We start from the raw sequence: 24,625 nt of genomic DNA on the forward strand, positions 1-24,625 counted from the left end.
TGACCCTGATAAATAAGTAAAGTTTACTAATTAACGGGAGGTATCGGTATGCGTAGATTTATGTTCATTTTATTGATCGTTGAGCTCTCTTTCGTTCTCTTTGCAAGTGACGAGTTCGTGAAAGTGGAAAACGGAAAATTCGCTCTGAACGGAAAAGAATTCAGATTCATTGGAAGCAACAACTACTACATGCACTACAAGAGCAACAGAATGATAGACAGTGTTCTGGAGAGTGCCAGAGACATGGGTATAAAGGTCCTCAGAATCTGGGGTTTCCTCGACGGGGAGAGTTACTGCAGAGACAAGAACACCTACATGCATCCTGAGCCCGGTGTTTTCGGGGTGCCAGAAGGAATATCGAACGCCCAGAGCGGTTTCGAAAGACTCGACTACACAGTTGCGAAAGCGAAAGAACTCGGTATAAAACTTGTCATTGTTCTTGTGAACAACTGGGACGACTTCGGTGGAATGAACCAGTACGTGAGGTGGTTTGGAGGAACCCATCACGACGATTTCTACAGAGATGAGAAGATCAAAGAAGAGTACAAAAAGTACGTCTCCTTCCTCGTAAACCATGTCAATACCTACACGGGAGTTCCTTACAGGGAAGAGCCCACCATCATGGCCTGGGAGCTTGCAAACGAACCGCGCTGTGAGACGGACAAATCGGGGAACACGCTCGTTGAGTGGGTGAAGGAGATGAGCTCCTACATAAAGAGTCTGGATCCCAACCACCTCGTGGCTGTGGGGGACGAAGGATTCTTCAGCAACTACGAAGGATTCAAACCTTACGGTGGAGAAGCCGAGTGGGCCTACAACGGCTGGTCCGGTGTTGACTGGAAGAAGCTCCTTTCGATAGAGACGGTGGACTTCGGCACGTTCCACCTCTATCCGTCCCACTGGGGTGTCAGTCCAGAGAACTATGCCCAGTGGGGAGCGAAGTGGATAGAAGACCACATAAAGATCGCAAAAGAGATCGGAAAACCCGTTGTTCTGGAAGAATATGGAATTCCAAAGAGTGCGCCAGTTAACAGAACGGCCATCTACAGACTCTGGAACGATCTGGTCTACGATCTCGGTGGAGATGGAGCGATGTTTTGGATGCTCGCGGGAATCGGGGAAGGCTGGGACAAGGATGAAAGGGGGTACTATCCGGACTACGACGGTTTCAGAATAGTGAACGACGACAGTCCAGAAGCGGAACTGATCAGAGAATACGCGAAGCTGTTCAACACAGGTGAAGACATAAGAGAAGACACCTGCTCTTTCATCCTTCCAAAAGACGGCATGGAGATCAAAAAGACCGTGGAAGTGAGAGTTGGTGTTTTCGACTACAGCAACACGTTTGAAAAGTTGTCTGTCAAAGTCGAAGATCTGGTTTTTGAAAATGAGATAGAGCATCTCGGATACGGAATTTACGGCTTCGATCTCGACACAACCCGGATCCCGGATGGAGAACATGAAATGTTCCTTGAAGGCCACTTTCAGGGAAAGACGGTGAAAGACTCTATCAAAGCGAAAGTGGTGAACGAAGCGCGGTACGTGCTCGCAGAGGAGGTTGATTTTTCCTCTTCAGAGGAGGTGAAAAGCTGGTGGAACAGCGGAACCTGGCAGGCAGAGTTCGGGTCACCTGACATTGAATGGAACGGTGAGGTGGGAAATGGAGCACTGCAGCTGAACGTGAAACTGCCCGGAAAGAGCGACTGGGAAGAAGTGAGAGTAGCAAGGAAGTTCGAAAGACTCTCAGAATGTGAGATCCTCGAGTACGACATCTACATTCCAAACGTCGAGGGACTCAAGGGAAGGTTGAGGCCGTACGCGGTTCTGAACCCCGGCTGGGTGAAGATAGGCCTCGACATGAACAACGCGAACGTGGAAAGTGCGGAGATCATCACTTTCGGCGGAAAAGAGTACAGAAGATTCCATGTAAGAATTGAGTTCGACAGAACAGCGGGGGTGAAAGAACTTCACATAGGAATTGTCGGTGATCATCTGAGGTACGATGGACCGATTTTCATCGATAATGTGAGACTTTATAAAAGAACAGGAGGTATGTGAATATGAAAAGATTTTTACTGGTATTCGTGGTTGTTTTTCTTTTCTCAAGTCTGTTCTCCCAAGTTTTAGAACGAAACGAAACTATGTACTATGGAGGTTCTCTGTGGTCTCCTCCTTCTAATTGGAATCCGTTCACTCCGTGGAATGCGGTACCAGGAACAACTGGACTTGTCTATGAAACAATGTTCTTTTACGATCCACTCACTGGAAATTTTGATCCATGGCTTGCAGAAAAAGGTGAATGGTTAGACAGTAAGACTTACAGGGTTGTATTGAGAGAGGGTATATACTGGCATGATAATGTTCCATTGACATCAGAAGACGTTCGATTTACTTTCGAAATAGCTAAGAAGTACAAGGGAATACATTACAGTAGTGTTTGGGAATGGCTTGATCATATTGAAACACCCGACAACAGAACCGTCATTTTTGTGTTCAAAGATCCTCGATATCATGAATGGAATGAACTCCTCTATACACTTCCAATTGTTCCAAAACATATTTGGGAAGAAAAAGATGAAACCACTATACTTCAATCATCAAATGAGTATCCATTGGGATCAGGCCCATATGTTGCTCACTCGTGGGACCAGAATAAAATGATTTTCGAGCGTTTTGAGAATTGGTGGGGAACAAAAGTTATGGGTGTGAAACCTGCTCCGAAATACGTTGTTATAGTGAGAGTCCTCAGTAACAACGTGGCGCTCGGCATGTTGATGAAAGGAGAACTGGACTTCAGTAATTTCATGCTCCCAGGTGTTCCCATTTTGAAAAAAGTTTATAATCTCAATACATGGTACGACGAACCACCGTATCACCTCTCATCAACGGTTGTTGGTCTTTTCCTCAATGCACGAAAATATCCTCTTAGCCTTCCCGAGTTCAGAAGAGCAATTGCTATGTCGATAAATGCAGATCCAATAGTTCAAAGAGTCTATGAAGGAGCCGTCTTAAAAGCAGATCCCCTTGGTTTTCTTCCGAATTCTGTTTGGATGAAGTACTATCCAAAAGAAGTTGTAGAAAAGCATGGTTTCAAATACGATCCTGAAGAGGCGAAAAGTATTCTTGATAAGCTTGGATTCAGGGATGTAAATGGAGATGGTTTCAGAGAAGCCCCAGATGGAAAACCCATTAAGCTCACCATCGAGTGTCCGTATGGATGGACCGACTGGATGCAGGCAATTCAGGTGATAGTAGATCAACTCAAGGTGGTTGGAATAAACGCTGAACCATACTTCCCGGATTCTTCCAAATACTATGAAAACATGTACAAAGGAGAATTCGATATAGAAATGAATGCCAATGGAACAGGTATAAGCAGCACTCCCTGGACATATTTCAATACTATTTTCTATCCTGATGCTTTAGAATCTGAATTCTCTTACACAGGAAATTATGGAAGATACCAGAATCCCGAGGTGGAAAGTTTACTTGAAGAACTCAACAGGACACCACTTGACAATGTTGAGAAAGTCACCGAACTCTGTGGAAAACTTGGAGAGATCCTTTTAAAAGATCTACCTTTCATCCCTCTCTGGTATGGAGCGATGGCGTTTATAACACAAGATAACGTTTGGACTAACTGGCCCAACGAACATAATCCATATGCCTGGCCATGTGGTTGGGCCAACTGGTGGCAAACTGGTGCCTTGAAAATTCTATTTAATCTCAAACCGGCAAAATAAATTTTCCCCCACCCTCTTGGGTGGGGCTCTAAATCTAAGGAGGGAAGCATGGATGAAAGTGTTTACGGAGAAAATTCCAAACATTCCCTGGGAAGAAAGGCCGGAAGGCTACACTGGTCCTGTGTGGAGATACAGCAAAAACCCGATAATTGGAAGAAACCCGGTTCCAAAGGGAGCAAGAGTCTTCAACTCCGCAGTTGTACCGTACAACGGAGAGTTTGTGGGGGTGTTCAGGATCGATCACAAGAACACAAGGCCCTTCCTTCACTTCGGAAGGAGTAAAGACGGAATAAACTGGGAATTAGAGCCAGAAGAGATACAGTGGGTGGATGTGAATGGAGAACCGTTCCAGCCGAGTTACGCTTACGATCCAAGGGTAGTGAAGATAGAGGATACTTACTACATAACCTTCTGTACAGACGACCACGGCCCCACGATTGGAGTGGGCATGACCAAGGATTTCAAAACGTTCGTTCGACTTCCGAACGCTTACGTTCCATTCAACAGAAACGGAGTTCTCTTCCCAAGGAAGATAAATGGGAAATATGTGATGCTCAACAGACCGAGCGACAACGGTCACACCCCGTTTGGAGACATATTTCTCAGTGAAAGCCCCGATATGATACACTGGGGTAACCACAGGTTCGTCTTGGGAAGAAGCAGTTACAACTGGTGGGAGAATCTGAAAATAGGAGCGGGACCGTATCCAATAGAAACCAGCGAAGGATGGCTGCTCATATACCACGGTGTGACACTCACCTGCAACGGCTACGTGTACAGTTTTGGAGCAGCTCTCCTCGATCTCGACGATCCCAGCAAGGTTCTCTACAGGTCGAGGTACTATCTTCTGACGCCGGAAGAAGAGTACGAAACGGTGGGCTTCGTTCCAAACGTTGTCTTTCCGTGTGCCGCGCTCTGCGACGCCGACACAGGAAGAGTTGCAATATACTACGGTGCGGCAGACACCCACGTGGCCCTTGCATTTGGATACATCGACGAGATCGTGGATTTTGTGAAAAGAAATTCTATGTGAAGGAAGTGAGAACTTGCCGAAATCGGTGAGAGCAGAAAACATATCGAGGATTCTGAAACGAATAATGAAATCACCCGTGTCGCGTGTAGAACTCGCGGAGGAACTCGGTCTCACCAAGACCACAGTTGGTGAGATCGCAAAGATATTCCTGGAGAAGGGGATCGTCGTTGAAGAGAAAGATTCTCCGAAGGGGGTGGGAAGACCCACAAAATCTTTGAAAATCTCACCGAATTGTGCTTATGTTCTCGGTATAGAGGTGACGAGGGACGAAATAGCTGCCTGTCTCATAGATGCCAGTATGAACATTCTCGCACACGAAGCACATCCTCTTCCATCTCAGAGCGATAGAGAGGAAACGTTGAATGTCATGTACAGAATTATAGACCGCGCAAAAGATATGATGGAAAAACTCGGCAGTAAACTTTCAGCGTTGACAGTGGCAGCTCCTGGACCGATAGATACTGAAAGAGGCATCATCATAGATCCGAGAAACTTTCCACTTTCACAGATTCCTCTGGCGAACCTTTTGAAAGAGAAGTACGGCATCGAGGTCTGGGTGGAGAACGACGCGGACATGGGAGCCGTGGGAGAAAAGTGGTATACAAAGCGGGATGACTCTTTCGCCTGGATCCTGACAGGAAAGGGAATAGGAGCTGGCATCATCATCGATGGAGAACTCTACCGGGGAGAAAACGGATACGCAGGAGAGATCGGATACACCAGGGTTTTCAATGGAAACGAGTACGTCTTCCTGGAAGATGTGTGCAACGAAAATGTTGTTCTGAAACACGTTCTTTCTATGGGATTCAGCTCTCTGGCTGAAGCAAGAGATTCTGGTGATGTTCGCGTGAAAGAGTACTTTGATGACATAGCGAGGTATTTCAGTATAGGTCTTTTGAATTTGATACATCTTTTTGGGATATCGAAGATCGTCATAGGAGGGTTTTTCAAAGAACTTGGTGAGAATTTTCTGAAAAAGATCAAAATCGAAGTGGAAACACACCTTCTTTACAAACACAGTGTGGACATGAGTTTTTCGAAAGTGCAGGAACCGGTGATCGCCTTTGGAGCAGCCGTACACGCACTGGAAAATTATCTCGAGAGAGTAACAACGAGTTAAAGAAAAGTTGTTGCAAATAATCAGAAATAAATCTTGATAATCCCGGGAGACTGGATTTGGAATGTAAACATTTTCACTGTACATTTACACGTGGAGATAGCGATCTCATACTCTTTTAAGGGGGTGTTCTTATGAAAAGGTTTTTAGTCGTTCTCGTTCTGGTCCTGGCACTGGTTTCGGTTTTCGGACAGACTTTTGAGAGAAACAAAACGCTCTACTGGGGTGGAGCGCTGTGGTCTCCTCCATCCAACTGGAACCCGTTCACACCATGGAACGCGGTTGCGGGAACCATCGGTCTTGTCTATGAACCTCTGTTCCTCTACGATCCTCTGAACGACAAGTTCGAGCCGTGGCTTGCAGAAAAAGGAGAATGGGTCAGCAACAACGAATACGTACTCACGCTCAGAAAGGGTCTCAGATGGCAGGACGGAGTTCCTCTCACGGCAGACGACGTGGTTTTCACCTTTGAAATCGCCAAGAAGTACACTGGTATCAGCTACAGTCCTGTGTGGAACTGGCTCGACAGGATCGAAAGGGTCGATGAACGAACGCTGAAGTTCGTCTTCTCCGACCCGAGGTACCAGGAATGGAAACAGATGCTCATCAACACACCGATCGTACCAAAACACATCTGGGAAAACAAAACAGAGGAAGAAGTTCTTCAGGCGGCCAATGAAAATCCAGTTGGATCCGGTCCGTACTACGTTGAAAGCTGGGCAGACGACAGATGTGTATTCAAGAAGAACGGGAACTGGTGGGGCATCAGAGAACTCGGTTACGATCCCAAACCTGAAAGGATCGTGGAACTGAGAGTGCTCAGCAACAATGTCGCAGTAGGAATGCTCATGAAAGGAGAACTCGACTGGAGCAACTTCTTCCTGCCGGGTGTTCCGGTTTTGAAGAAAGCATACGGAATCGTCACCTGGTATGAAAACGCTCCTTACATGCTCCCGGCCAACACCGCAGGAATCTACATCAACGTGAGCAAGTATCCTCTCAGCATACCTGAGTTCAGAAGAGCAATGGCTTACGCTATCAATCCCGAGAAGATCGTTACCAGAGCTTACGAGAACATGGTGACGGCTGCCAATCCCGCTGGAATCCTGCCGCTTCCCGGTTACATGAAGTACTATCCGAAAGAAGTCGTCGATAAGTACGGATTCAAGTACGATCCGGAGATGGCAAAGAAGATCCTCGACGAGCTTGGATTCAAAGATGTGAACAAGGATGGATTCAGAGAAGATCCGAACGGAAAGCCGTTCAAGCTCACGATTGAGTGTCCGTACGGATGGACCGACTGGATGGTTTCTATCCAGTCCATTGCAGAAGATCTCGTGAAAGTCGGAATCAACGTCGAACCTAAATACCCCGACTACTCCAAATACGCAGACGACCTCTACGGTGGAAAGTTCGATCTCATACTCAACAACTTTACAACCGGTGTTTCCGCTACCATCTGGTCCTATTTCAACGGTGTGTTCTATCCGGATGCAGTAGAATCCGAGTACTCCTACTCCGGAAACTTTGGAAAGTACGCCAATCCTGAAGTTGAGACTCTTCTCGACGAACTCAACAGAAGCAATGATGATGCTAAAATTAAAGAAGTAGTAGCCAAGCTGTCAGAGATACTGCTCAAGGATCTGCCGTTCATTCCTCTGTGGTACAACGGTGCATGGTTCCAGGCTTCTGAAGCTGTGTGGACCAACTGGCCAACGGAGAAGAATCCGTACGCTGTCCCGATAGGCTGGAACGGCTGGTGGCAGCTCACAGGAATCAAGACGCTCTTTGGTATTGAAGCAAAGTAAAATGATGACCCCGCCCCTCGGGGCGGGGTTTTAAAAAAAGAAGGAGGTAGGAGTCTTGAGAAAGTATCTTACAAAGAAGATCCTGATCTACATTCTGACCTTCTTTTTTGCCGTCACAATTGACTGGGCTATTCCTCGATTTATGCCAGGAAACCCTATAAATTTTCTGATCTCAAGGTTCGCCGGACTTCCAGAATCTGTCAAGGTTCTTCAAAGCTACTTCACTCAGGCTTTTGGTCTCGACAAACCCCTCTGGGAGCAGTACATCAATTTCTGGAAAGCGCTTTTCAGAGGTGACCTTGGTATAAGCATCTACATGTATCCTCAACCAGTTGCAAAAGTGATAGCTCGTGCCTTGCCTTACTCGCTGATAGTGCTTCTTCCAGCCGTTCTTCTGAGTTTTGCGATAGGAAACAGATTTGGAGCTTTCGTTGCAAGGAAAAAGAGACTCGATAACTTTGCACTGCCTGTTTTTTACACTCTGACAGCATCTCCCTACTTCTGGTTTGGTATTCTTCTTGCCTGGATATTCGGTGTGGTTATACCTCTGTTTCCCCTCGCAGGTGCTTACAGCTTTGGAATAACACCTTCATTCTCCTGGGATTTCATACTCGATTTTCTGCACCACTGGGTACTTCCATTTGGTTCTCTGTTTCTTGTGATGCTCGGGGGCTGGGCAATAGGTATGAGGAACATGATCATCTACGAACTGGAAGCGAACTATTCCAGATATCTCGAGGCGCTCGGATCATCTCAGAGACTCATAAGGAAATACGCTTACAGAAACGCCATCCTCCCGCAGATCACCGGTCTTGCCATCCAGCTCGGAACGGTGGTTGCAGGTGCTCTCACAACGGAAATCGTCTTCTCCTACCCCGGTATAGGATACATCCTCATGCAGGGAATTTTGAACCAGGATTATTTCCTGATTCAGGGGTGCTTTTTGTTCATCATCCTTGGAGTGCTTCTTGCCAATTTCCTCGTTGATATCTTCTACGTTATCATAGATCCCAGAATCAGAAAATCCTATTCGGGAGAGGTTTGATAGCCATGACGAGAAAAGAATTCGTCCATTTCTTCTTGAAAAATAAAAAGGTCATTTTTGCCATATGTGTGTACGCCGGGTTGATCATCCTGGCTCTGGTAGGACCTTATCTTTCACCTTATAAGGATCCCCTTGCTTTTGTGGGACCTGGATATCAACCTCCGAGCAAAGAGCACTGGCTCGGGACCAACACCTTCGGCCAGGACATTTTCACACAGCTCGTCTACGGTCTCAGAAGCTCCTTGTTCGTGGGAGTCCTTGGAGGAACTCTGGCGACGGTTATTGGGCTTCTCATTGGTTTTGTTGCAGGATACAAAGGTGGATGGTTCGACGAACTTCTGATGATGTTCACCAACATACTCATGGTGATACCAACACTTGCGCTCCTCATCATCATAGCGGCGTACCTTCCTTACAGAGGAGTGTTCATCGAGAGTATCATAATCGGTCTCACCGCCTGGCCCTGGACCGCGAGGGCTGTCAGGGCACAGACTCTCTCCTTGAAAACAAGAGAGTTCGTAGATCTTGCAAGAATCACCGCGAGGAAACCTATGAAAATAATTTTCGGTGAGATCATGCCCAACATGATGTCCTACGTTTTCATGGTGTTCATTCTCCAGTTCGGCGGTGCCATTCTTGCAGCTACGGGGCTCGACTTCATCGGTCTTGGTCCGACAAGGGGTATCTCCCTCGGAATCATGATGCAGCAGGCCACTCTCTGGAACGCTATACAGCTTGGCATGTGGTGGTGGGCGATCACTCCCGGTGCGGTGATCACTCTGATGGTTGCAACTCTTTACGTTATGAATGCTGGCCTTGATGAAGTCTTCAATCCTAAGCTCAGGGAGATGTGATAGGCGTGGCTGAAGTGGTACTGGATGTCAGAGATCTGAGAATTTATTACAGAACCCTCTACGGCTACGTGAAGGCCGTTGATGGGGTGAGTTTCGATATAAAAAGAGGTGAAATCCTTGGAATTGCGGGTGAATCTGGCTGTGGAAAGTCCACTCTTGGAAACGGCTTGATCCTTTTGAAACCTCCCATGAAGTACATGGGAGGAGAAGCGATCCTCGATGGAAAGAACATCATGGCACTATCTCCAAAAGAGCTCAGGAAAGTGAGGTACGAAAAGATCTCCATCATACCACAGTATGCCATGGACGCTATGAACCCGACGAAAAAGATAAAACAGATCATAGACGACCTTCTGCACGAACACGGAGAAAGTTTTGAAAGAAAAAAAGATGTTATCGAGGAAAGGCTCGAGATCGTCAACCTTGGAAAGAAAGTTCTAAACATGTATCCGATCGAACTCTCTGGAGGAATGAAGCAGAGAATGGTGATGGTGATCTCTACATTGATGAATCCCGATGTCCTCATAGCCGATGAGATCACATCAGCCCTGGATGTGAGTTCTCAAAGATCGGTTATACAGATGCTTTATGAGATGAGAGAAAAGGAAATCATGGGATCACTCGCGTTCATAACACACGATCTCTCGGTCCTTTATCAGATCGCAGACAAGGTGATGGTGCTCTACGCGGGAAGAGTGGCGGAAATCTCTCCAATGGAAGACATCATCCAAGAACCCCTTCACCCTTACACCAAGATGCTTCTTTCTTCACTTCCGAAGATAGGTGTCAGATATTCCCAGACGAAGCTCAAGGGAATCCCGGGATATCCACCCAGTCTTCTCAACATAGGACCGGGATGTAGATTCAGAGACAGGTGTCCTTACGCGTTCGAGAAGTGTGAACAGGATCCACCAGTGTTCGACGTTGATGGGAGAAAGGTCTCATGCTGGCTTTTCGAAAGAGGTGATGCAAATTGAGTCTTCTGAAGGTTCAAAATTTGACGAAGGAATTCCCTCTTGGTTTCTTCGGTAAGGAAAGACTCAAAGCGGTTGATGACGTTTCTTTTGAAATAGAGCGATCCAGGATCGTATCTCTCATAGGAGAGAGTGGAAGCGGAAAGACCACCGTGGGTAAGCTCATCCTGAAACTCATAAGACCTTCATCTGGTCAGATACTGTTCAACGGAAGAGACATAACTCAAATAAAAGGAAGAGAACTCAGAGAGTACTACAGAAAAGTACAGGGAGTCTTTCAGGATCCGTTCTCATCTTTCAACCCCATATACAAAATAGACAGAGTTCTGAACATGGTGTTTGAGGAATTCTTCCCGGACACCCCCGCTTCTGAAAGAAGAGCCAGGATGGAAGAAGTGATCGCTTCGGTTGGAATGAACCCACGTGAAATCTTAGGAAAATACCCGCATCAGCTCAGTGGAGGACAACTTCAGAGAATACTCATTGCGAGAACGCTCCTTCTCAACGTGGAACTTCTGATAGCCGATGAGATCATCAGCATGCTCGACGCTTCCACGAGGGTGGACATACTGAACCTTCTAGGTGATCTGCGTGAGAGAGGAATGTCCGTTATCTTTATCACCCACGACCTCTCTCTTGGCTATTACATCAGCGATGAGACCTTCATCATGTACAGGGGAAACATAGTGGAAATGGGAGACACCGAGAAGGTTTTTCACAACCCGATTCATCCTTATACTAAGATGCTCCTTGAATCCGTTCCGGAGATAGACAGAAAGTGGGATCTCAGCAAGAGATTCATCCCGGAACTCGTCTCTTCGTCTAACGCACCGTGCAAGTACTACGACAGGTGTCCTATAAGAGATGAAAGGTGTCTTGTTCAAAAGCCGGAGATGGTAGAGGTAGAGGAGAATCATAAGGTACTCTGTTTGAAGGCAGGGGATTGAAATGGCCTCCATCAAGGATGTGGCAAAACTCGCAGGTGTTTCTATAGCAACCGTCTCACGTGTGATAAACGGCTACAACAACGTCTCGGAAGAGACGAGAAAGAAGGTAATCGATGCCATCAGAAAGCTCAACTATCACCCCGTGTACGCTGTGAAGGGGGCTGTTTTAAAGAGAACTATAGGAGTTCTCGTCCCCAACTTTGGGGGCTTTCACTACAACGAGATATTGACGGGCATAGAAAAAGAAGCGATAAAGAGAGACTTCACCCTCATGATTTCAACAACACTTCACAGGACCTCTGTGGAGCTGGAAAGATTGGAGGTTTTCTTTGCAAAGAGAGTGGATGGTATCATAGTCTGTTCGTCGAAAAAGGACGAGGAACAACTCGAAAGATTGATAAAGAGCGCAATTCCAGTCGTTGTGGTGGACAGGGAAGAACCGGAGATCAGGCTCGACAACGTTGGCATCGACAACTACGCCGCTGGAAGGATGTGTGCGAAGTACCTTCTGGAAAAGGGTCACAGAAAGGTTCTCCTTTTGAAGGGTAGAAAAGACATTTATTCTTTTTCCGACAGAGAAAGAGGTTTCATAGATTACAGCACAAGACACGGAATAGACGTGAAAGTCACACCGTGCGGTTATTTTGCCGAACACGGCTACCACGCGGTGGAAAGGTACCTGAAAAAACACGGCAGGGATTTCACTGCGATCTTTGCAATAAACGATCTTTCGGCCTTCGGTGCGCTCAAGGCACTACACGATCTCGGTGTACTCGTTCCCGATGAAGTTTCTGTCATGGGATTCGACGACGATCCAATATCAAGCTACACCATTCCTCCACTCACCACGGTGAGGCAACCGAGGGAAGAGATGGGAAGAGTGGCCTTTGAGATTCTTTACGAGAGACTTTCTGGAAAGAAAGGCGTTGCGCGAAGAGTCGTTCTACCCGTTGAGATCGTTGAGAGAGAATCCGTTAAACAGTTATAAAAGCCCCTCCGGAGAGGGGCTTTTTCATTTTTCCTTTCTCAGGTACATGTCTATCCCTTTTGCCGCGGCGTATCCATCTGCAATACCGTGAATGATATCCGGTCCGTGAACGATGTCTCCTCCTGCAAACAACCATTCCACAGAGGTCTGATTGTACTCGTTTGTTTTGATTCTTCCTCTGAAAAATTCGAGTTTGCTTCGTATTTCTTCGGGCAAGTAAGAATAATCCGGTGCCTGTCCAATCGCTTCTACGACCATGTCCGCTTCTACAAAGATTTGTTCTTTTTCGTCAAACTGTGGATTGAACCGTCCTTCGCCGTCGAACACACTGACACATTTTTTGAATTTCACACCTTTTATCCTGTCGTTCTCTATCACGACTTCCATCGGTCCCCATCCCGGATTTATGACAATACCCTCTTCGAGAGCCTCTTCTATTTCTTCCATATCAGCCGGCATGTCCTCGAAGCATCCTTCAAGTGAAAGCACCTGAACGTTCACCCTTCCGTACTCCATGAACTGAAGTCTTGCCATCGACCTGGAGATATCCATCGCGACGTTTCCTCCACCGATGACAACGAGTCTCTCTGGGACCGGTGGCTTTGGACCATCTCCCCTCAGGTAGTCCCTTATCATCTTGAGCAAGGGGAGTGCCTGTTTCACATCTGGGTGATCGGTCCCCGGAACACCCGTTGACCTTCCAAGACCGAAGCCTGTTGCAAGAAAGACAACATCGTGTCTCTTTCTGACATCTTCGAAAGACACATCCTGGACGACTCTCGTGTTGAGTAGAATTTTCACCCCGAGCGCCTCGATGAATGCGATATCCTTGTCCAGCGCTTCATCGGGAAGTCGGTATTTTGGAATACCGTACCTCATCACACCACCAGGTTTTGATTCCGATTCGTATATGGTAACATCGTATCCCATGGTGGCAAGAAAGTAGGCTGCGGCGAGCCCAGCGGGACCCGATCCTATGATTCCCACACTCTTTCCTTTTCTCTCCGGTTTTATGTCCAGGATCTCTCCGTATCTCTCGAGAGGAATGCTGTCCACTATGTACCTTTTCAACCACTGAATCGCAACGGGTTCTCCTCTGACTCCCACAGAACAGGCGGTTTCACACCTGTGAGTACAGACCCTTCCACAGACCATTGAGAGAGGATTCGTTCTGTAGAGCCATCTCAGTCCTTCTTCCAGATTGTCCTCGTACACGGATTTTATGTACTGGGGTATGTCCATGTGTTCGGGACAGGTGTAGGTACACACACCGCACTCCACACACCTGGCGGCCTCCTGCATGGCCTGTTCTCTACTGTATCCTTTCACGATTTCTATGAAAGATTTGATCCTGACTTCCGGTGGTTCCACGGGCATTTCTATTCTTTCGAGATCGAGCAGCTCAGAGTTCTCATCCCTCACCCAGCCGAGGGGTGCCTTTCCAAATTCGTAGAGACCTTTTTTCGCGTTCAATCCCTTATCCGTTGGCATAAAGATGAAGTCTTCCGGATCTTCCGAGATGTGGATGTATTCCCTCGTCATCTTGAGTGAACCCGTTGTGCAGATGTCAACGCAGAGCGCACAGAAAGAACACCTGCCGTAATCTATGACGGGTCTTTGCGGAAGTTTTCCATCTTCTTGAGTGAGATCCGGGACCTCCACCATGGTTATGGCATCGGTTGGGCAGATCTTTGCGCATGTACCGCACCCTATGCACTTTCCCCAGTCGTTCACGTGGAATCCTCTGTATCTTTCCGAAGCTTCTCTCCTGATTTTGTTTGGAACCTCTATTGTAACCGGTTTTCTGACAAGAAATTTCCATGCCTTCAGAGGAGCAAAGAAATCCTTTTCTGGTAGCTTCTGGACTGCCATTTTTCTCACCCCTCACCTGTCTATTTCAGGTGCGCAGACGTCCATCGTAGCGAGCCAGATGGGGACGTCTTCTATTCTCGTTCCTGGAAGGTACTTTTCTATTCCGTAGAGTCCCTGAGGATAAGAAGCTCCCCTCACCGCCACTCTGTAGGGTTTGTTTTTTCCATCGGAGACGACGAAGAATCCGTATTCGCCTCTCGTCGATTCCACATGCGCGTAAGCCATACCCTTTGGAACGATTCTTCTGAGACCGTTCCCACGACCGATAGGAACGTTAACTCTGTCAGCCTGTGGCATCTTCTCCAGAGCCTGTCTGATGATTTTTATACTCTGAGGTATCTCTTTGAACTTCAGATAGACCCTGCTGAAAGCGTCTCCGTCTGTTGCCGTTGGAACCTCAAACTCCACCCTGTCGTAGAACAGGTAAGGATCCACCTTCCTTATGTCGTACTCCACGCCAGTGGCTCTCAAACCAACGCCGGTGACCCCCATCTCCACAGCCTGTTCTCTTGTGAGAATGAGTCTTCCCCTGAGCCTCGAATGGACGATCCTGTTTTTGAAGATCAGGTTTTCATAATCGGGCAGTCTTGACTCTATGTAGTCGAGTGTCTTCCAGATCATTTCTTCAATTTTTGGTGTCATGTTCTTTCTCACACCGCCGGGAATGATGTACATATGGTACACTCTCGCACCGCTCAGTGCCTCGAATATATCGAGAATTCTGTCCCTATCGGCCACTCCCCAGTGAGACGCCGTGTACAGTCCGAGGGGACCTCCTATTCCTCCAACGGTCCAGATGTGATTCGCTATCCTTGCAAGTTCCAGAACGATCATCCGTATCCACTGGGCCCTTTCTGGAACTTCGACCTTTGCTATCTTCTCGATTGCCATAGCGTAGCATATTTCGTTGATGTCCGGCTCGGGAACACAGATTCTCGGTATGAGTGAGATGTTGGAATACCAGTAACGCCTTTCCATGAGTTTTTCAAATCCTCTGTGAAGAAAACCAGGTACAGGTCTTGCCTTCTTTACGATGTCTCCCTCCACGTACATGTGAACGGAGAAATTTCCGTGCATTCCCGGGTGATTCGGCCCGAAAAAGAGTTTCGTTTCACCCATTGATCTCACCTCTGAATATCTTTTTCGCCTCGTCTATCACGTCTTTCTGGTACTCCCTTCCGGGGAATTTTCTTCTGGAGTACTCGAGAGGATCGAAGTCCTTTCTGAGGGGTGGTTTGTCGTCCCAGAGTTCTAAGAAAAGCGGCTTCATATCCTCGTTTCCAGAGAACTTCACGCCGAAGAACTCGTGGATTTCTCTCTCGTAGAACCTCGCAACAGGCCATATTTCCTTCACTGTTACAAACTGCGGATTGTTTCTGTCTATCCTCGTTGTAACGATGAATTTCCCACCGTCTTTCCACGAGAAGAGGATGTACACCAGCTCGAACTGACTGTCCTCGATCCAGTCTATGCAGGTCATCAACGAAAGATGGGAGTATCCAAGAGATTTCAACGTTTCCAACACGGCAATAATTCTATCCGGTGCGACGGACAGCTTCACTTCTCTTTCGTCTATTTCTTCAACCTCTGGACGGAAAACTTCCAGAGTTTTCAACGCATCACTCATGGAATTCGTCATTCACATACACCTCCCCGAGGGAGCGGATCTGATTCTGTTTGTACCACTCGTAGTTCTCCCTGTACCTTTTCCAGCCGTCCGCTTCACCTTTTCTGATCTTTTCCATCAGGTAGTTGAAGGCCTCAAGAATTGCTTCTGGCCTTGGCATGCAGCCGGCTATATACACATCGACGGGTATGTAGTAATCGAGCCTGTTCACCGTTGCGTAGGAGTCGAAGTATATACCACCGTTTATGGTGCAGCTTCCAAAGCCCACGACGTACTTTGGATCGGGCATCTGTTCGTACGTGTATATCACTCTCCTGAGGGTCTTCGTGTTCAGGTATCCTGTGATGAGAAGGATATCGGCCTGCCTCGGCGTTGCCATGGGGGCTATGCCGAACCTTTCCATGTCGAATCTCGAGGTCATGGAAGGTGGAAGTTCAACAGCACCGCATCCAGTACAGTAATGGAGCATCCATATGGAACGCGATCTGAGATTGTCTGCTATTCTTTCCCAGATGCTTCTTTCTTTCATCGGATCACCTCCTCATAGTGTCAAACCGAGCACCACAAAGAGTGCGTTCAAAAAGGCAAGTCCAAGAGGAACACCCCAGTAGAACTTCAGCATCTGTTCTATTCTGAACCTCGGAAGAACAGAAGAGATGAGAACTGCTACGACCCAGACGGTCACGAATTTCACGAGGAACCAACCGAGGCTCCCTCCACCGAGAAACACGTTCACAAAGAGGGAGATTTCCACGAACAGTGAGAAGTCATGCATGATCTGAAGAAGACCGAGATACTTTCCAGACAGTTCCACCATGGGACCGGAGGCTATTTCAGCGGGAGCGATAGCGATGTCGAAGGGTTTCTTTCCCATCATTCCGATGAGTGAGATAAACGCCACAATTGCACCAAGAGGCATACTGAACAGGTTCCATTTCTCTCCTTGAAGGGTTATCAACTGGTGTATCGACGCGGTTTTATAGTTGAATATGACGGATGCCATAACGACCAGGAACGGTAGTTCGTAGCCGAGCATCTGTGTGAGCGCCCTGCTTATACCTATGGAAGCCCAGGGGTTTCCGCTTCCCACCATTCCCATCGCCATGCCGAGAGCACCAACGGTGAACAGGTACGTGATCACGAAGAAGTTATCTGTGTTTGGGAACGGAGTCCATTTCAAGGAGCCAAGAGGCATGAGCATGGCCGTTGCGATGGATCCCCCGAGCGCCATCAGGACTCCAAAATCGAAGATCCAACCGTTGCTGAATGGATGTTTCGACAGCGCCTTGAAGACATCTATGAAGTTCTGGTACCAGGGAGGTCCTATTCTCCTCTGGACCCTCGCGACTATTTTCCTTGCGATTCCCTCAAGAGATAGAACGAGAAAGAAGGCAAGAACGAGGTTGAACAGTGCTTTTATCATCCTCTCACCACCTCACCCAGAATACGAGAAGTAGAGTCACAACAACCCAGAAAGTGTAAGCCGAGGAGGAAGGTTCGAAGAACCAGCTGTGTATCCATTCTCCGGCGTCGTGGAACAGCTTCCCGAACATTTTGAGGAGTTTCTCCCACGATGGATGTTTTTCGTACATTCTTTCAAAACCTGCGTAGAATTTCGTGTTGTAGTGGTAGAGATCTGGATTGTATATGAACTCTCCGCCCGTGTAGATGTTGATGGGCGTTCCCTCCTCCCTGTGAGGTGCCAGAAGGTCCACTTTCTTTGGCCTTGGAAAGAGAGAGTAAAGGATGTAAGCAACGATGAAGCCCACAAGAAATAGGCCGAAGACGAGCACGGGATTCCAGCTTCCCGCGAATCCCTTCACAAGCCAGTTCTCCGGATCAGATATTTTGAATGAAGGTGCGACATCCAGATCCACCCTGATTTTTTCGATCACCTGAAGGATGGGGAAGGGCCACACTCCTAAGAAGAAACTGATTAGAACAAGAAGAACCATGGGTGTCAGCATCACAGCGGGGGCTTCTTTCACGTCCCTGTACTTTCTGGGAAGCTGTCCCAGGAACACCCCTGCAAGTGGCCTGAAGACGTATAGGAAAGATCCTATCGATCCAAAGAATGCCAAGAAAGCGGTTATGAACATACCCTTTCTGACCAGTGCCTGGTAAATCATCCACTTCGAGATGAAGCCACTCATCGGAGGAATTCCGGCAAGAGAGATGATGGAGAAGAGATAAACCAGGAAAGTAACGGGCATTTTGTGGATCAGACCACCCATTTCGCTGATCTTCTGTGTTTTCGTTCTGTAAATGACCGCAGCGAAAGCCATGAATATAACCGCAGAAGCGACTGCGTGGTTGAAGATGTGGAACATTCCTCCTTCGAAGCCCAGTGGGTCCATGGTGCCGATTCCTATCAGGATGTAACCTCCGTTCGCAACCGAGGAATAAGCCATGAGCATCTTCATATCATCTTGCTTTATTGCCATGAGTGTTCCTATCACGATCGACACGTTTCCAAGAGCGATGAGGATGTAGTTTGGAAGAGGGATTCCCGAATAAACGGTGACTTCTGAGAAAACTTTCAAGGAAGGTATAACGGAGAGAACGAGTAAAAAGATGTAGTTTCCGAGTTTGATGAACTGTCCGGAAAGTACTGAAGAAAACGCATTTGGTGCAAGACCATGAGTCTCTCTAAGCCAGATGTGTAATGGAAATATTCCACTTTTTGCTATACCGGCCGCGCTCAAGAGCAAAAACACAGCCATTTTGAACCCTATCGAAGTGTCGTTGAGCATACCCTGTGCTATGCCGTGTATGTTCAACGTTCCATATCTCTGATACGCGAGAAACGTTCCATAGAGGAAAGCGTACGTTCCCACAGCACTCATAACCGCGTACACAACGACTGCTTTTCGTGCCTCTTTCTTTTCCATGGGAACGATCAGTAGCGAAGAGAGAACTGCTATCTCCCAGAAAACGTAGAGCGTGATGAGATCAGCAGCCATGAAGACACCGAGTGATCCCGCCGTTACCATGAGCAGGAACATATTGTAGCTTGCACGATACTTTTGAGTCTCGAGCCATTTCGTGGAAAAGAGCATCACGGACACAATCACCAGAAGACTGACAAAAGAGAAATAGAAAGATACGTTCGTCCATTCAAACTGGATATTTAAACCGAACAGGTCCAGCTTCTCAAAAGTGCCCACCTTCAATGTGAAGATGTACAGAATAGTGAAGAGCCCTGCCAGAAAATTCAGAAGCGCTCCCATTTTCCAGCTCATCTTCGAGACGAGGTAGATGAAAATGGAAAGTGTGAGGAGAACTAATGGGAGAAGACCCAGTGCCACGTCACATCCCTCCCTTCACCGCAGAAAAGACACCGTTCACATAACTTTCTGTGTCCAGAAGGGCTTTTGCCATCTTTTGTGTTCCTTCAAGAAACACATCGGGCTGCAGAAAGACGACAACGAGAAGGATCGCGAGGGCAAAAGAGAAAAACCCGATCGTGAGAGATACTTTCGATCTTTCCTCAAAGGTTTCTTCTTCGAACCAGAGTCTCACGTTCCATTTGATCACGTATCCAACCTCGATGGCTGTTGCGATGAGAAGCACAGCCGGAAACAGGAAATCTTTCGTTGAGAAAGCTTCCATGATCATCCTGATCTTGCTCTGAAAGCCTGCGAACATTGGAAACCCTACCAGAGAAAACGTGGCCATGCTGAAAGAAATTCCAAGCAATTTGTGTTTTCTGAAAACTCCATTCAGATCTCTGTAACTGTAAACCAGAAAACCTGCCACTAGAAAGATCACAAACTTCGCTATAACATCGTTCGTGAGATGAAAATACGCAAGGTTCAAGGCATTTTCTGTTCCCTTAGATATCATCGCAGCCACAACTCCGGCTTGTGCGACACTCGAATAAGCGAAAGTTCTCAACAGTCTGGACTCTCTGAGTGCCGCCATCTCACCGGTCAGGATCGTAACGAGGGAGAGAACGTACAGAGTGTTCAATCCACTGCCATGGAATACCGTTCCAAAGAGTCTTCCGAGCATGTAAAGAGCCGCGAACGAAACGGCCGTTCCGAGAACGATCGGAGAGATCTCGTTTCCACCATAAACTCCGGGGACCCATCCGTTCAACGGGAACAGTTTCGCCTCAACTCCAAAACCGATCGTGTAAAGCATGGTCACCGCAAGTAGAGAGCTTCCAGAAAGTCCAACCATTGCGATGTGAGCCATATTCAAACTTCCCGTTGCGCCGTAGGCGAAGATTGTTGCCAGAAGATAGAACGATCCAGCAATGCCACCGAGTATCAGGTATTTGTAAGCGTTGTAGAAATTTTCTCTCTTCGCGGCTATCGTGACCGCCGTTATCGTGATTATTTCCATGAAGACGAACGAGTTGAAGAGATCTCCCGTCAGAACGAATCCGTTCGTGGCCCCCAGAAGGAGCATGAGAGAGGTTTCGTATCCTTTCTTTGTCTCCACCGGAAGAAACGAAACCATTAAAAAGATGAGATTCACGATCAAAGCAGCGTAAAAACTGGCATCGTCCAGAACGAGGTTTATACCAAACGGCGGTTTCCAGTTTCCCATGGCATGAATCTCCACGACGCCCGGAAACCACTTGCTGAGAACTACGATCACGTTGAACAGAGCCACCAGCGAGAACAGAACATCTGACGCCTTTTTCCAGAAAAGCGAAACGAAAGCCGCGAGGAGTGGCACAGCCACGAGCAGGCTGATCATTCTTTCACTCCCTTCATCTCTTCGAGATCAAGTGAGGAGTGTTTTTCTTTGATCCGAACGAGAAGAGAAGCTCCGAGTGCCAGCACACCAACACCTATGACGATCGCTGTGAGAACGAGAGCCTGTGGTAGAGGGTCAACGAAGTTCAGCGAGAAGTTCATGACTCTGTCTGTGTATATGGGTGCGTCTCCTTCTCTGTAACCAAGCGCTATTATGAACAGGTTAACAGCCGTATCGATGATTGTGAGTGAGACGAGATGCTTGAAGAGATTTTTCTGCGTGAGCAAGCCGTAAATTCCTATTCCTGCGAGGAGAATGGATATCACATAGATCATCTCGAATCACTCTCCCTTCCGGTGTATCTCTGATATAACTCCGGAGAGTTCCGATCCGACTTTGAGACCGATGATGATGTAAACAACGGGAACCACACCGGCACTGAAGAGATCTCCTACTCTTCCCGTAGACAGAAAGTTGTAAAGGAAAGCACCGCCGGTGAGCAGACCGATCAATCCCACGAGAACGTAGAGAGCACCCATCGATCCTTCGAGAAGCTTTGCTCTTCCTTCGTTCAATGTGAATTCTTCGTTCGAGAGATATAAAAGCAGAATCGCTGCGGCTATGACGGTACCTCCGGGAAATCCACCACCGGGTGAGAGGTGGCCGTGAACGAATATGTAAACACCGAACATCAGGATCAAAGGCAGAAGGATTCCTGTGCTCACCTTGAGAATGAAATTCGGCTCTCTTCTGTATTTCATCCTCCTGCTTCCTCGAAGGATCGTTCCCACACCGATGGCAGCGGCAAGAAGCACAGTCACTTCTCCCAGAGTGTCGAAAGATCTGTAGTTGACGACAATTGATGTCACCACGTTGGCACTTCCGTCTTCTAAATTCGATTCGCCGTATATTCTTCTTTCAGAAGGTACTTGCAAGTTTCCCTCGATCCATTTTCTGGAATCAACGGTGTTTACATCCTTCGCCAGGTAATGAACGGAGACTCTTCTGGAGAGATCGATCTTTCCGAATGGTTCCAAGGTGGTGACGAATGAAAGCATCACGTAGACGAACGCGGCCGATATAAGAATGGCGAAGAATCTTCTCATTTTTCATCATCCTTTCCCATTTTGAAGAGTGTAATGAGAAGAACGGCCGTTGTGAGACCCGCACCAACCGATGCTTCCGTTATGGCAACATCGGGAGCTTTCATGATGATGAAAAGAAACACCGAAAGAAGACTGAGCGATGAGAAGGCTATGACGCTGTCCAGAACTTTTTTCGCTTCAACTGCAAAGAAAGCAGCGATCAGCATCATACCTCCAGTCAGCCATATCAGCAGATTCATCCTTCATCACCACCTTTGTATTCGTCGATGACCGTGCACTCACACGGTTTCACACCAGAAAGGTAAGAAGCTCGAGCCAGCACAGAACTTCCAACAGGATTTGTAAGAGCGATGAACGCGATGATAACGATGGCTTTCAAAAGAAATTCCGGTTTTGCGATGCCGATTCCCAACACGGTTGAGAAGGTTCCAAGAGTCGTGGCCTTGGTACCCGCCTGGAGTCTGTTGTAAACGTCCGGCATTCTGAAAACACCGAGACCTCCGAGAAAGTAGAAAAACGCTCCTATCGCTATCAGCACCTCTCCGATAACCTCGTTCATTTTCTCCCCTCCAGATAGCGGGATACGATGATCGTCTCCAGAAAAGAAAGAAGGGCGTAAACAAGGGCGATATCCAGATAAATTGCTCTGTCGAAGACGTAGGCGAGGAAGACTATGAGTCCTGTCAGCATAACGTTCATCGTATCGAGAGCCGCTACTCTGTCAGAGGAGGTGGGACCTATTATTACCCTGATGAATGAAAGCAGAACACCGGCTCCAACGAGAACGAAGAACAGCAAACTCATTCGAACACCCCCTTGATGAGTCTTTCGAATTTTCCGGAAATGTATCTTTCTTTCTCTTCGGTGGATTTCACTTCGATCCAGTGGACGAAAATCCTGTCGTCTTTCACATCCAAACTGAGCGTTCCAGGGGTGAGGGTTATGCTGTTGGCAAGAAAGAGGCGGGAAGCATCTTTTTTCAGATTCGTTTTTAATTCAACGAAGCCCGGTTTGAGCGGAAGGCGTGGATTCAAGACCCTCAAGGCAACATCGATGTTGGCTTTCACCATCTCTATGATAAAGATGGGAAGGAACATCACCGCGTACCGGACGATTCTCAGTGGTAGTTTCGCATCGAATCTGATACCGTGGTACTTTCGAAAAATCAAAGACACGGCTAGAGAAACCACGATTCCTGCGAGCAGTTCCGAATAGGAAAACCTGGTGATCACGAGCCACAATATCAAACTCGTCAGAAAAACGCTCACTCATCACACCTCCTTGGGATTGAAAGAGAAAGTTTTCACAATCACAACACAAGAGTAATTTTACTCTTCTGAATCGATAATGTCAACCTAATTAGTAGAGATAAAAACCTGTTTCGAAGAGAACGAAGAGGGAAATTTAGACCAAAACAGTCCAGATTATGTAAACGAAACACAGAAATATTCGTTTTCTGGACGTAAAAGTCGATTCCAGGAAATTATTTGGAAATAACATCGAAAATCTCCTCGGGATGTCGCTTGACATCACGGTAACTTTCACGGTAACGTTTACGTATGGTAATATCTACCCGCAAGGAGGTGAAGGTGGTATGAAAAAATTTCTGGTGATCGCTTTGCTTGTCGTTTCTCTAGTTGTCCTCGCCCAACCGAAACTCACCATCTGGTGCTCTGAGAAGCAGGTTGACATCCTTCAGAAACTCGGAGAGGAGTTCAAGGCGAAGTACGGCGTAGAGGTTGAAGTGCAGTACGTGAACTTCCAAGACATCAAGTCTAAGTTCCTAACAGCAGCTCCTGAGGGACAGGGTGCAGATATCATCGTTGGAGCACACGACTGGGTAGGCGAACTCGCAGTCAACGGTTTGATCGAACCCATTCCAAACTTCAGTGACCTGAAAAACTTCTATGAAACCGCTCTCAACGCGTTCTCTTACGGTGGAAAACTCTACGGTATTCCTTACGCCATGGAAGCGATCGCACTCATCTACAACAAGGACTATGTTCCTGAACCCCCAAAGACCATGGACGAGCTTATAGAAATAGCAAAACAGATCGATGAAGAATTTGGAGGAGAAGTGAGAGGTTTCATCACCTCAGCGGCCGAGTTTTACTACATTGCTCCTTTCATTTTCGGATACGGTGGATACGTATTCAAACAGACAGAAAAAGGACTGGACGTCAACGATATCGGACTGGCCAACGAAGGAGCCATCAAGGGTGTGAAACTCCTCAAAAGATTGGTTGATGAGGGAATACTGGATCCCAGTGACAATTATCAGATCATGGATTCCATGTTCAGGGAAGGCCAGGCGGCGATGATCATCAACGGACCGTGGGCCATTAAGGCGTACAAGGATGCAGGAATAGACTATGGTGTAGCCCCAATCCCCGATCTGGAACCTGGCGTTCCTGCAAGACCTTTCGTTGGGGTCCAGGGCTTCATGGTGAACGCAAAATCCCCAAACAAACTCCTTGCCATCGAATTCCTGACCAGTTTCATTGCAAAAAAGGAAACGATGTACAGAATCTACCTTGGAGATCCAAGACTTCCCTCCAGAAAGGACGTGCTCGAACTTGTGAAAGATAACCCAGACGTAGTTGGCTTCACACTGAGCGCAGCCAACGGTATTCCAATGCCCAACGTTCCACAGATGGCCGCTGTCTGGGCCGCTATGAACGATGCGCTCAATCTCGTTGTGAACGGAAAAGCAACGGTCGAAGAAGCGCTCAAAAACGCCGTTGAAAGAATCAAAGCTCAGATTCAGTAACATAAAATTTTACGGGGCTGGGTTTCCAGCC

24 protein-coding genes are annotated in these 24,625 nt (G+C 47.4%); 11 read left to right on the forward strand and 13 right to left on the reverse strand.

Features of this window, described 5'->3' with window-relative positions:
• The first annotated feature begins 48 nt into the window (after positions 1–48).
• The 10 genes from TRQ2_RS08225 (at position 49) to TRQ2_RS08270 (ending at position 12,509) form a co-directional block, all read left to right on the forward strand.
• Positions 49–2,058 (forward strand): cellulase family glycosylhydrolase, encoded by a 2,010-nt coding sequence (locus tag TRQ2_RS08225; RefSeq protein WP_012311204.1) that lies wholly within the window; start codon positions 49–51, stop codon positions 2,056–2,058.
• Between the two features lie 2 nt (positions 2,059–2,060).
• Positions 2,061–3,743 (forward strand): ABC transporter substrate-binding protein, encoded by a 1,683-nt coding sequence (locus TRQ2_RS08230; RefSeq protein ID WP_012311205.1) that lies wholly within the window; start codon positions 2,061–2,063, stop codon positions 3,741–3,743.
• Between the two features lie 52 nt (positions 3,744–3,795).
• Positions 3,796–4,776, forward strand: a complete 981-nt coding sequence (locus TRQ2_RS08235; RefSeq protein WP_012311206.1) for a glycoside hydrolase family 130 protein — start codon at positions 3,796–3,798, stop codon at positions 4,774–4,776.
• 13 nt (positions 4,777–4,789) lie between these two features.
• Positions 4,790–5,896, forward strand: a complete 1,107-nt coding sequence (locus TRQ2_RS08240) for an ROK family transcriptional regulator (RefSeq protein WP_004080064.1) — start codon at positions 4,790–4,792, stop codon at positions 5,894–5,896.
• 131 nt (positions 5,897–6,027) lie between these two features.
• Positions 6,028–7,701: an ABC transporter substrate-binding protein gene (locus tag TRQ2_RS08245; protein ID WP_012311207.1), complete on the forward strand. Its 1,674-nt coding sequence runs from the start codon at positions 6,028–6,030 to the stop codon at positions 7,699–7,701.
• Between the two features lie 55 nt (positions 7,702–7,756).
• Positions 7,757–8,746, forward strand: coding sequence for an ABC transporter permease (locus TRQ2_RS08250; RefSeq protein WP_004080068.1), 990 nt, complete (start codon positions 7,757–7,759; stop codon positions 8,744–8,746).
• 5 nt (positions 8,747–8,751) lie between these two features.
• Positions 8,752–9,600, forward strand: coding sequence for an ABC transporter permease (locus tag TRQ2_RS08255; RefSeq protein ID WP_004080070.1), 849 nt, complete (start codon positions 8,752–8,754; stop codon positions 9,598–9,600).
• On the forward strand, positions 9,597–10,577 hold the full coding sequence (locus TRQ2_RS08260; RefSeq protein WP_004080073.1) for an ABC transporter ATP-binding protein: 981 nt from the start codon (positions 9,597–9,599) through the stop codon (positions 10,575–10,577). The genes TRQ2_RS08255 and TRQ2_RS08260 overlap by 4 nt, the downstream gene beginning before the upstream one ends.
• The gene (locus TRQ2_RS08265; protein WP_012311208.1) at positions 10,574–11,521 is read left to right on the forward strand and encodes an ABC transporter ATP-binding protein; all 948 of its coding nucleotides are present in this window, start codon (positions 10,574–10,576) and stop codon (positions 11,519–11,521) included. Before TRQ2_RS08260 ends, TRQ2_RS08265 begins: the two co-directional genes overlap by 4 nt.
• A gap of 1 nt (position 11,522) precedes the next feature.
• Complete coding sequence (locus TRQ2_RS08270; RefSeq protein ID WP_004080078.1) at positions 11,523–12,509, forward strand: LacI family DNA-binding transcriptional regulator; 987 nt, start codon at positions 11,523–11,525, stop codon at positions 12,507–12,509.
• A gap of 24 nt (positions 12,510–12,533) precedes the next feature.
• Here TRQ2_RS08270 and TRQ2_RS08275 read toward each other — a convergent pair whose 3' ends face one another.
• Genes TRQ2_RS08275 through TRQ2_RS08335 form a run of 13 tightly spaced genes read right to left on the reverse strand, consistent with a single transcriptional unit; the run spans position 12,534 to position 23,092 of the window.
• Positions 12,534–14,381 (reverse strand): FAD-dependent oxidoreductase, encoded by a 1,848-nt coding sequence (locus TRQ2_RS08275; protein WP_004080080.1) that lies wholly within the window; start codon positions 14,379–14,381, stop codon positions 12,534–12,536.
• A 12-nt stretch (positions 14,382–14,393) separates the two neighbouring features.
• On the reverse strand, positions 14,394–15,500 hold the full coding sequence (locus TRQ2_RS08280; protein WP_004080082.1) for an NADH-quinone oxidoreductase subunit D: 1,107 nt from the start codon (positions 15,498–15,500) through the stop codon (positions 14,394–14,396).
• Complete coding sequence (locus tag TRQ2_RS08285; RefSeq protein WP_012311209.1) at positions 15,493–16,020, reverse strand: NADH-quinone oxidoreductase subunit C; 528 nt, start codon at positions 16,018–16,020, stop codon at positions 15,493–15,495. The genes TRQ2_RS08280 and TRQ2_RS08285 overlap by 8 nt, the downstream gene beginning before the upstream one ends.
• On the reverse strand, positions 16,001–16,537 hold the full coding sequence (locus TRQ2_RS08290; RefSeq protein WP_012311210.1) for an NADH-quinone oxidoreductase subunit B family protein: 537 nt from the start codon (positions 16,535–16,537) through the stop codon (positions 16,001–16,003). The genes TRQ2_RS08285 and TRQ2_RS08290 overlap by 20 nt, the downstream gene beginning before the upstream one ends.
• Before the next feature lie 12 nt (positions 16,538–16,549).
• Complete coding sequence (locus TRQ2_RS08295; RefSeq protein ID WP_012311211.1) at positions 16,550–17,431, reverse strand: respiratory chain complex I subunit 1 family protein; 882 nt, start codon at positions 17,429–17,431, stop codon at positions 16,550–16,552.
• Between the two features lie 4 nt (positions 17,432–17,435).
• On the reverse strand, positions 17,436–19,316 hold the full coding sequence (locus TRQ2_RS08300) for a proton-conducting transporter membrane subunit (RefSeq protein WP_012311212.1): 1,881 nt from the start codon (positions 19,314–19,316) through the stop codon (positions 17,436–17,438).
• 1 nt (position 19,317) lies between these two features.
• Positions 19,318–20,718 carry a complex I subunit 5 family protein gene (locus TRQ2_RS08305; protein ID WP_012311213.1) on the reverse strand — a complete coding sequence of 467 codons (1,401 nt, stop codon included), beginning with the start codon at positions 20,716–20,718 and terminating at the stop codon, positions 19,318–19,320.
• Positions 20,715–21,053, reverse strand: a complete 339-nt coding sequence (locus TRQ2_RS08310; RefSeq protein WP_004080098.1) for a sodium:proton antiporter — start codon at positions 21,051–21,053, stop codon at positions 20,715–20,717. Before TRQ2_RS08310 ends, TRQ2_RS08305 begins: the two co-directional genes overlap by 4 nt.
• A 6-nt stretch (positions 21,054–21,059) precedes the next feature.
• Positions 21,060–21,824 carry a Na(+)/H(+) antiporter subunit B gene (locus TRQ2_RS08315; RefSeq protein WP_012311214.1) on the reverse strand — a complete coding sequence of 255 codons (765 nt, stop codon included), beginning with the start codon at positions 21,822–21,824 and terminating at the stop codon, positions 21,060–21,062.
• Positions 21,821–22,063 (reverse strand): Na(+)/H(+) antiporter subunit B, encoded by a 243-nt coding sequence (locus tag TRQ2_RS08320; protein ID WP_012311215.1) that lies wholly within the window; start codon positions 22,061–22,063, stop codon positions 21,821–21,823. The genes TRQ2_RS08315 and TRQ2_RS08320 overlap by 4 nt, the downstream gene beginning before the upstream one ends.
• Positions 22,060–22,383 (reverse strand): monovalent cation/H(+) antiporter subunit G, encoded by a 324-nt coding sequence (gene mnhG / locus TRQ2_RS08325; RefSeq protein WP_004080104.1) that lies wholly within the window; start codon positions 22,381–22,383, stop codon positions 22,060–22,062. The genes TRQ2_RS08320 and mnhG overlap by 4 nt, the downstream gene beginning before the upstream one ends.
• On the reverse strand, positions 22,380–22,628 hold the full coding sequence (locus TRQ2_RS08330; RefSeq protein WP_004080106.1) for a cation:proton antiporter: 249 nt from the start codon (positions 22,626–22,628) through the stop codon (positions 22,380–22,382). Before TRQ2_RS08330 ends, mnhG begins: the two co-directional genes overlap by 4 nt.
• Positions 22,625–23,092 (reverse strand): Na+/H+ antiporter subunit E, encoded by a 468-nt coding sequence (locus TRQ2_RS08335; protein WP_012311216.1) that lies wholly within the window; start codon positions 23,090–23,092, stop codon positions 22,625–22,627. The genes TRQ2_RS08330 and TRQ2_RS08335 overlap by 4 nt, the downstream gene beginning before the upstream one ends.
• 326 nt (positions 23,093–23,418) lie before the next feature.
• Here TRQ2_RS08335 and malE point away from each other — a divergent pair, with 326 nt between their 5' ends.
• Positions 23,419–24,594, forward strand: coding sequence for a maltose/maltodextrin ABC transporter substrate-binding protein MalE (malE, locus tag TRQ2_RS08340; protein WP_004080109.1), 1,176 nt, complete (start codon positions 23,419–23,421; stop codon positions 24,592–24,594).
• Positions 24,595–24,625: the final 31 nt, after the last annotated feature.

It is taken from the genome of Thermotoga sp. RQ2, assembly GCF_000019625.1.
GTDB classification, from domain to species: Bacteria; Thermotogota; Thermotogae; order Thermotogales; family Thermotogaceae; genus Thermotoga; species Thermotoga maritima.

Coding starts and splice junctions, on each gene's coding strand:
- TRQ2_RS08225 (WP_012311204.1), top strand. CDS start 49: ATGCGTAGATTTATGTTCATTTTATTGATCGTTGAGCTCTCTTTCGTT.
- TRQ2_RS08230 (WP_012311205.1), top strand. CDS start 2,061: ATGAAAAGATTTTTACTGGTATTCGTGGTTGTTTTTCTTTTCTCAAGT.
- TRQ2_RS08235 (WP_012311206.1), top strand. CDS start 3,796: ATGAAAGTGTTTACGGAGAAAATTCCAAACATTCCCTGGGAAGAAAGG.
- TRQ2_RS08245 (WP_012311207.1), top strand. CDS start 6,028: ATGAAAAGGTTTTTAGTCGTTCTCGTTCTGGTCCTGGCACTGGTTTCG.
- TRQ2_RS08255 (WP_004080070.1), top strand. CDS start 8,752: ATGACGAGAAAAGAATTCGTCCATTTCTTCTTGAAAAATAAAAAGGTC.
- TRQ2_RS08270 (WP_004080078.1), top strand. CDS start 11,523: ATGGCCTCCATCAAGGATGTGGCAAAACTCGCAGGTGTTTCTATAGCA.
- TRQ2_RS08275 (WP_004080080.1), bottom strand. CDS start 14,381: ATGGCAGTCCAGAAGCTACCAGAAAAGGATTTCTTTGCTCCTCTGAAG.
- TRQ2_RS08280 (WP_004080082.1), bottom strand. CDS start 15,500: ATGGGTGAAACGAAACTCTTTTTCGGGCCGAATCACCCGGGAATGCAC.
- TRQ2_RS08285 (WP_012311209.1), bottom strand. CDS start 16,020: ATGACGAATTCCATGAGTGATGCGTTGAAAACTCTGGAAGTTTTCCGT.
- TRQ2_RS08290 (WP_012311210.1), bottom strand. CDS start 16,537: ATGAAAGAAAGAAGCATCTGGGAAAGAATAGCAGACAATCTCAGATCG.
- TRQ2_RS08295 (WP_012311211.1), bottom strand. CDS start 17,431: ATGATAAAAGCACTGTTCAACCTCGTTCTTGCCTTCTTTCTCGTTCTA.
- TRQ2_RS08305 (WP_012311213.1), bottom strand. CDS start 20,718: ATGATCAGCCTGCTCGTGGCTGTGCCACTCCTCGCGGCTTTCGTTTCG.
- TRQ2_RS08310 (WP_004080098.1), bottom strand. CDS start 21,053: ATGATCTATGTGATATCCATTCTCCTCGCAGGAATAGGAATTTACGGC.
- TRQ2_RS08315 (WP_012311214.1), bottom strand. CDS start 21,824: ATGAGAAGATTCTTCGCCATTCTTATATCGGCCGCGTTCGTCTACGTG.
- TRQ2_RS08320 (WP_012311215.1), bottom strand. CDS start 22,063: ATGAATCTGCTGATATGGCTGACTGGAGGTATGATGCTGATCGCTGCT.
- mnhG (WP_004080104.1), bottom strand. CDS start 22,383: ATGAACGAGGTTATCGGAGAGGTGCTGATAGCGATAGGAGCGTTTTTC.
- TRQ2_RS08330 (WP_004080106.1), bottom strand. CDS start 22,628: ATGAGTTTGCTGTTCTTCGTTCTCGTTGGAGCCGGTGTTCTGCTTTCA.
- malE (WP_004080109.1), top strand. CDS start 23,419: ATGAAAAAATTTCTGGTGATCGCTTTGCTTGTCGTTTCTCTAGTTGTC.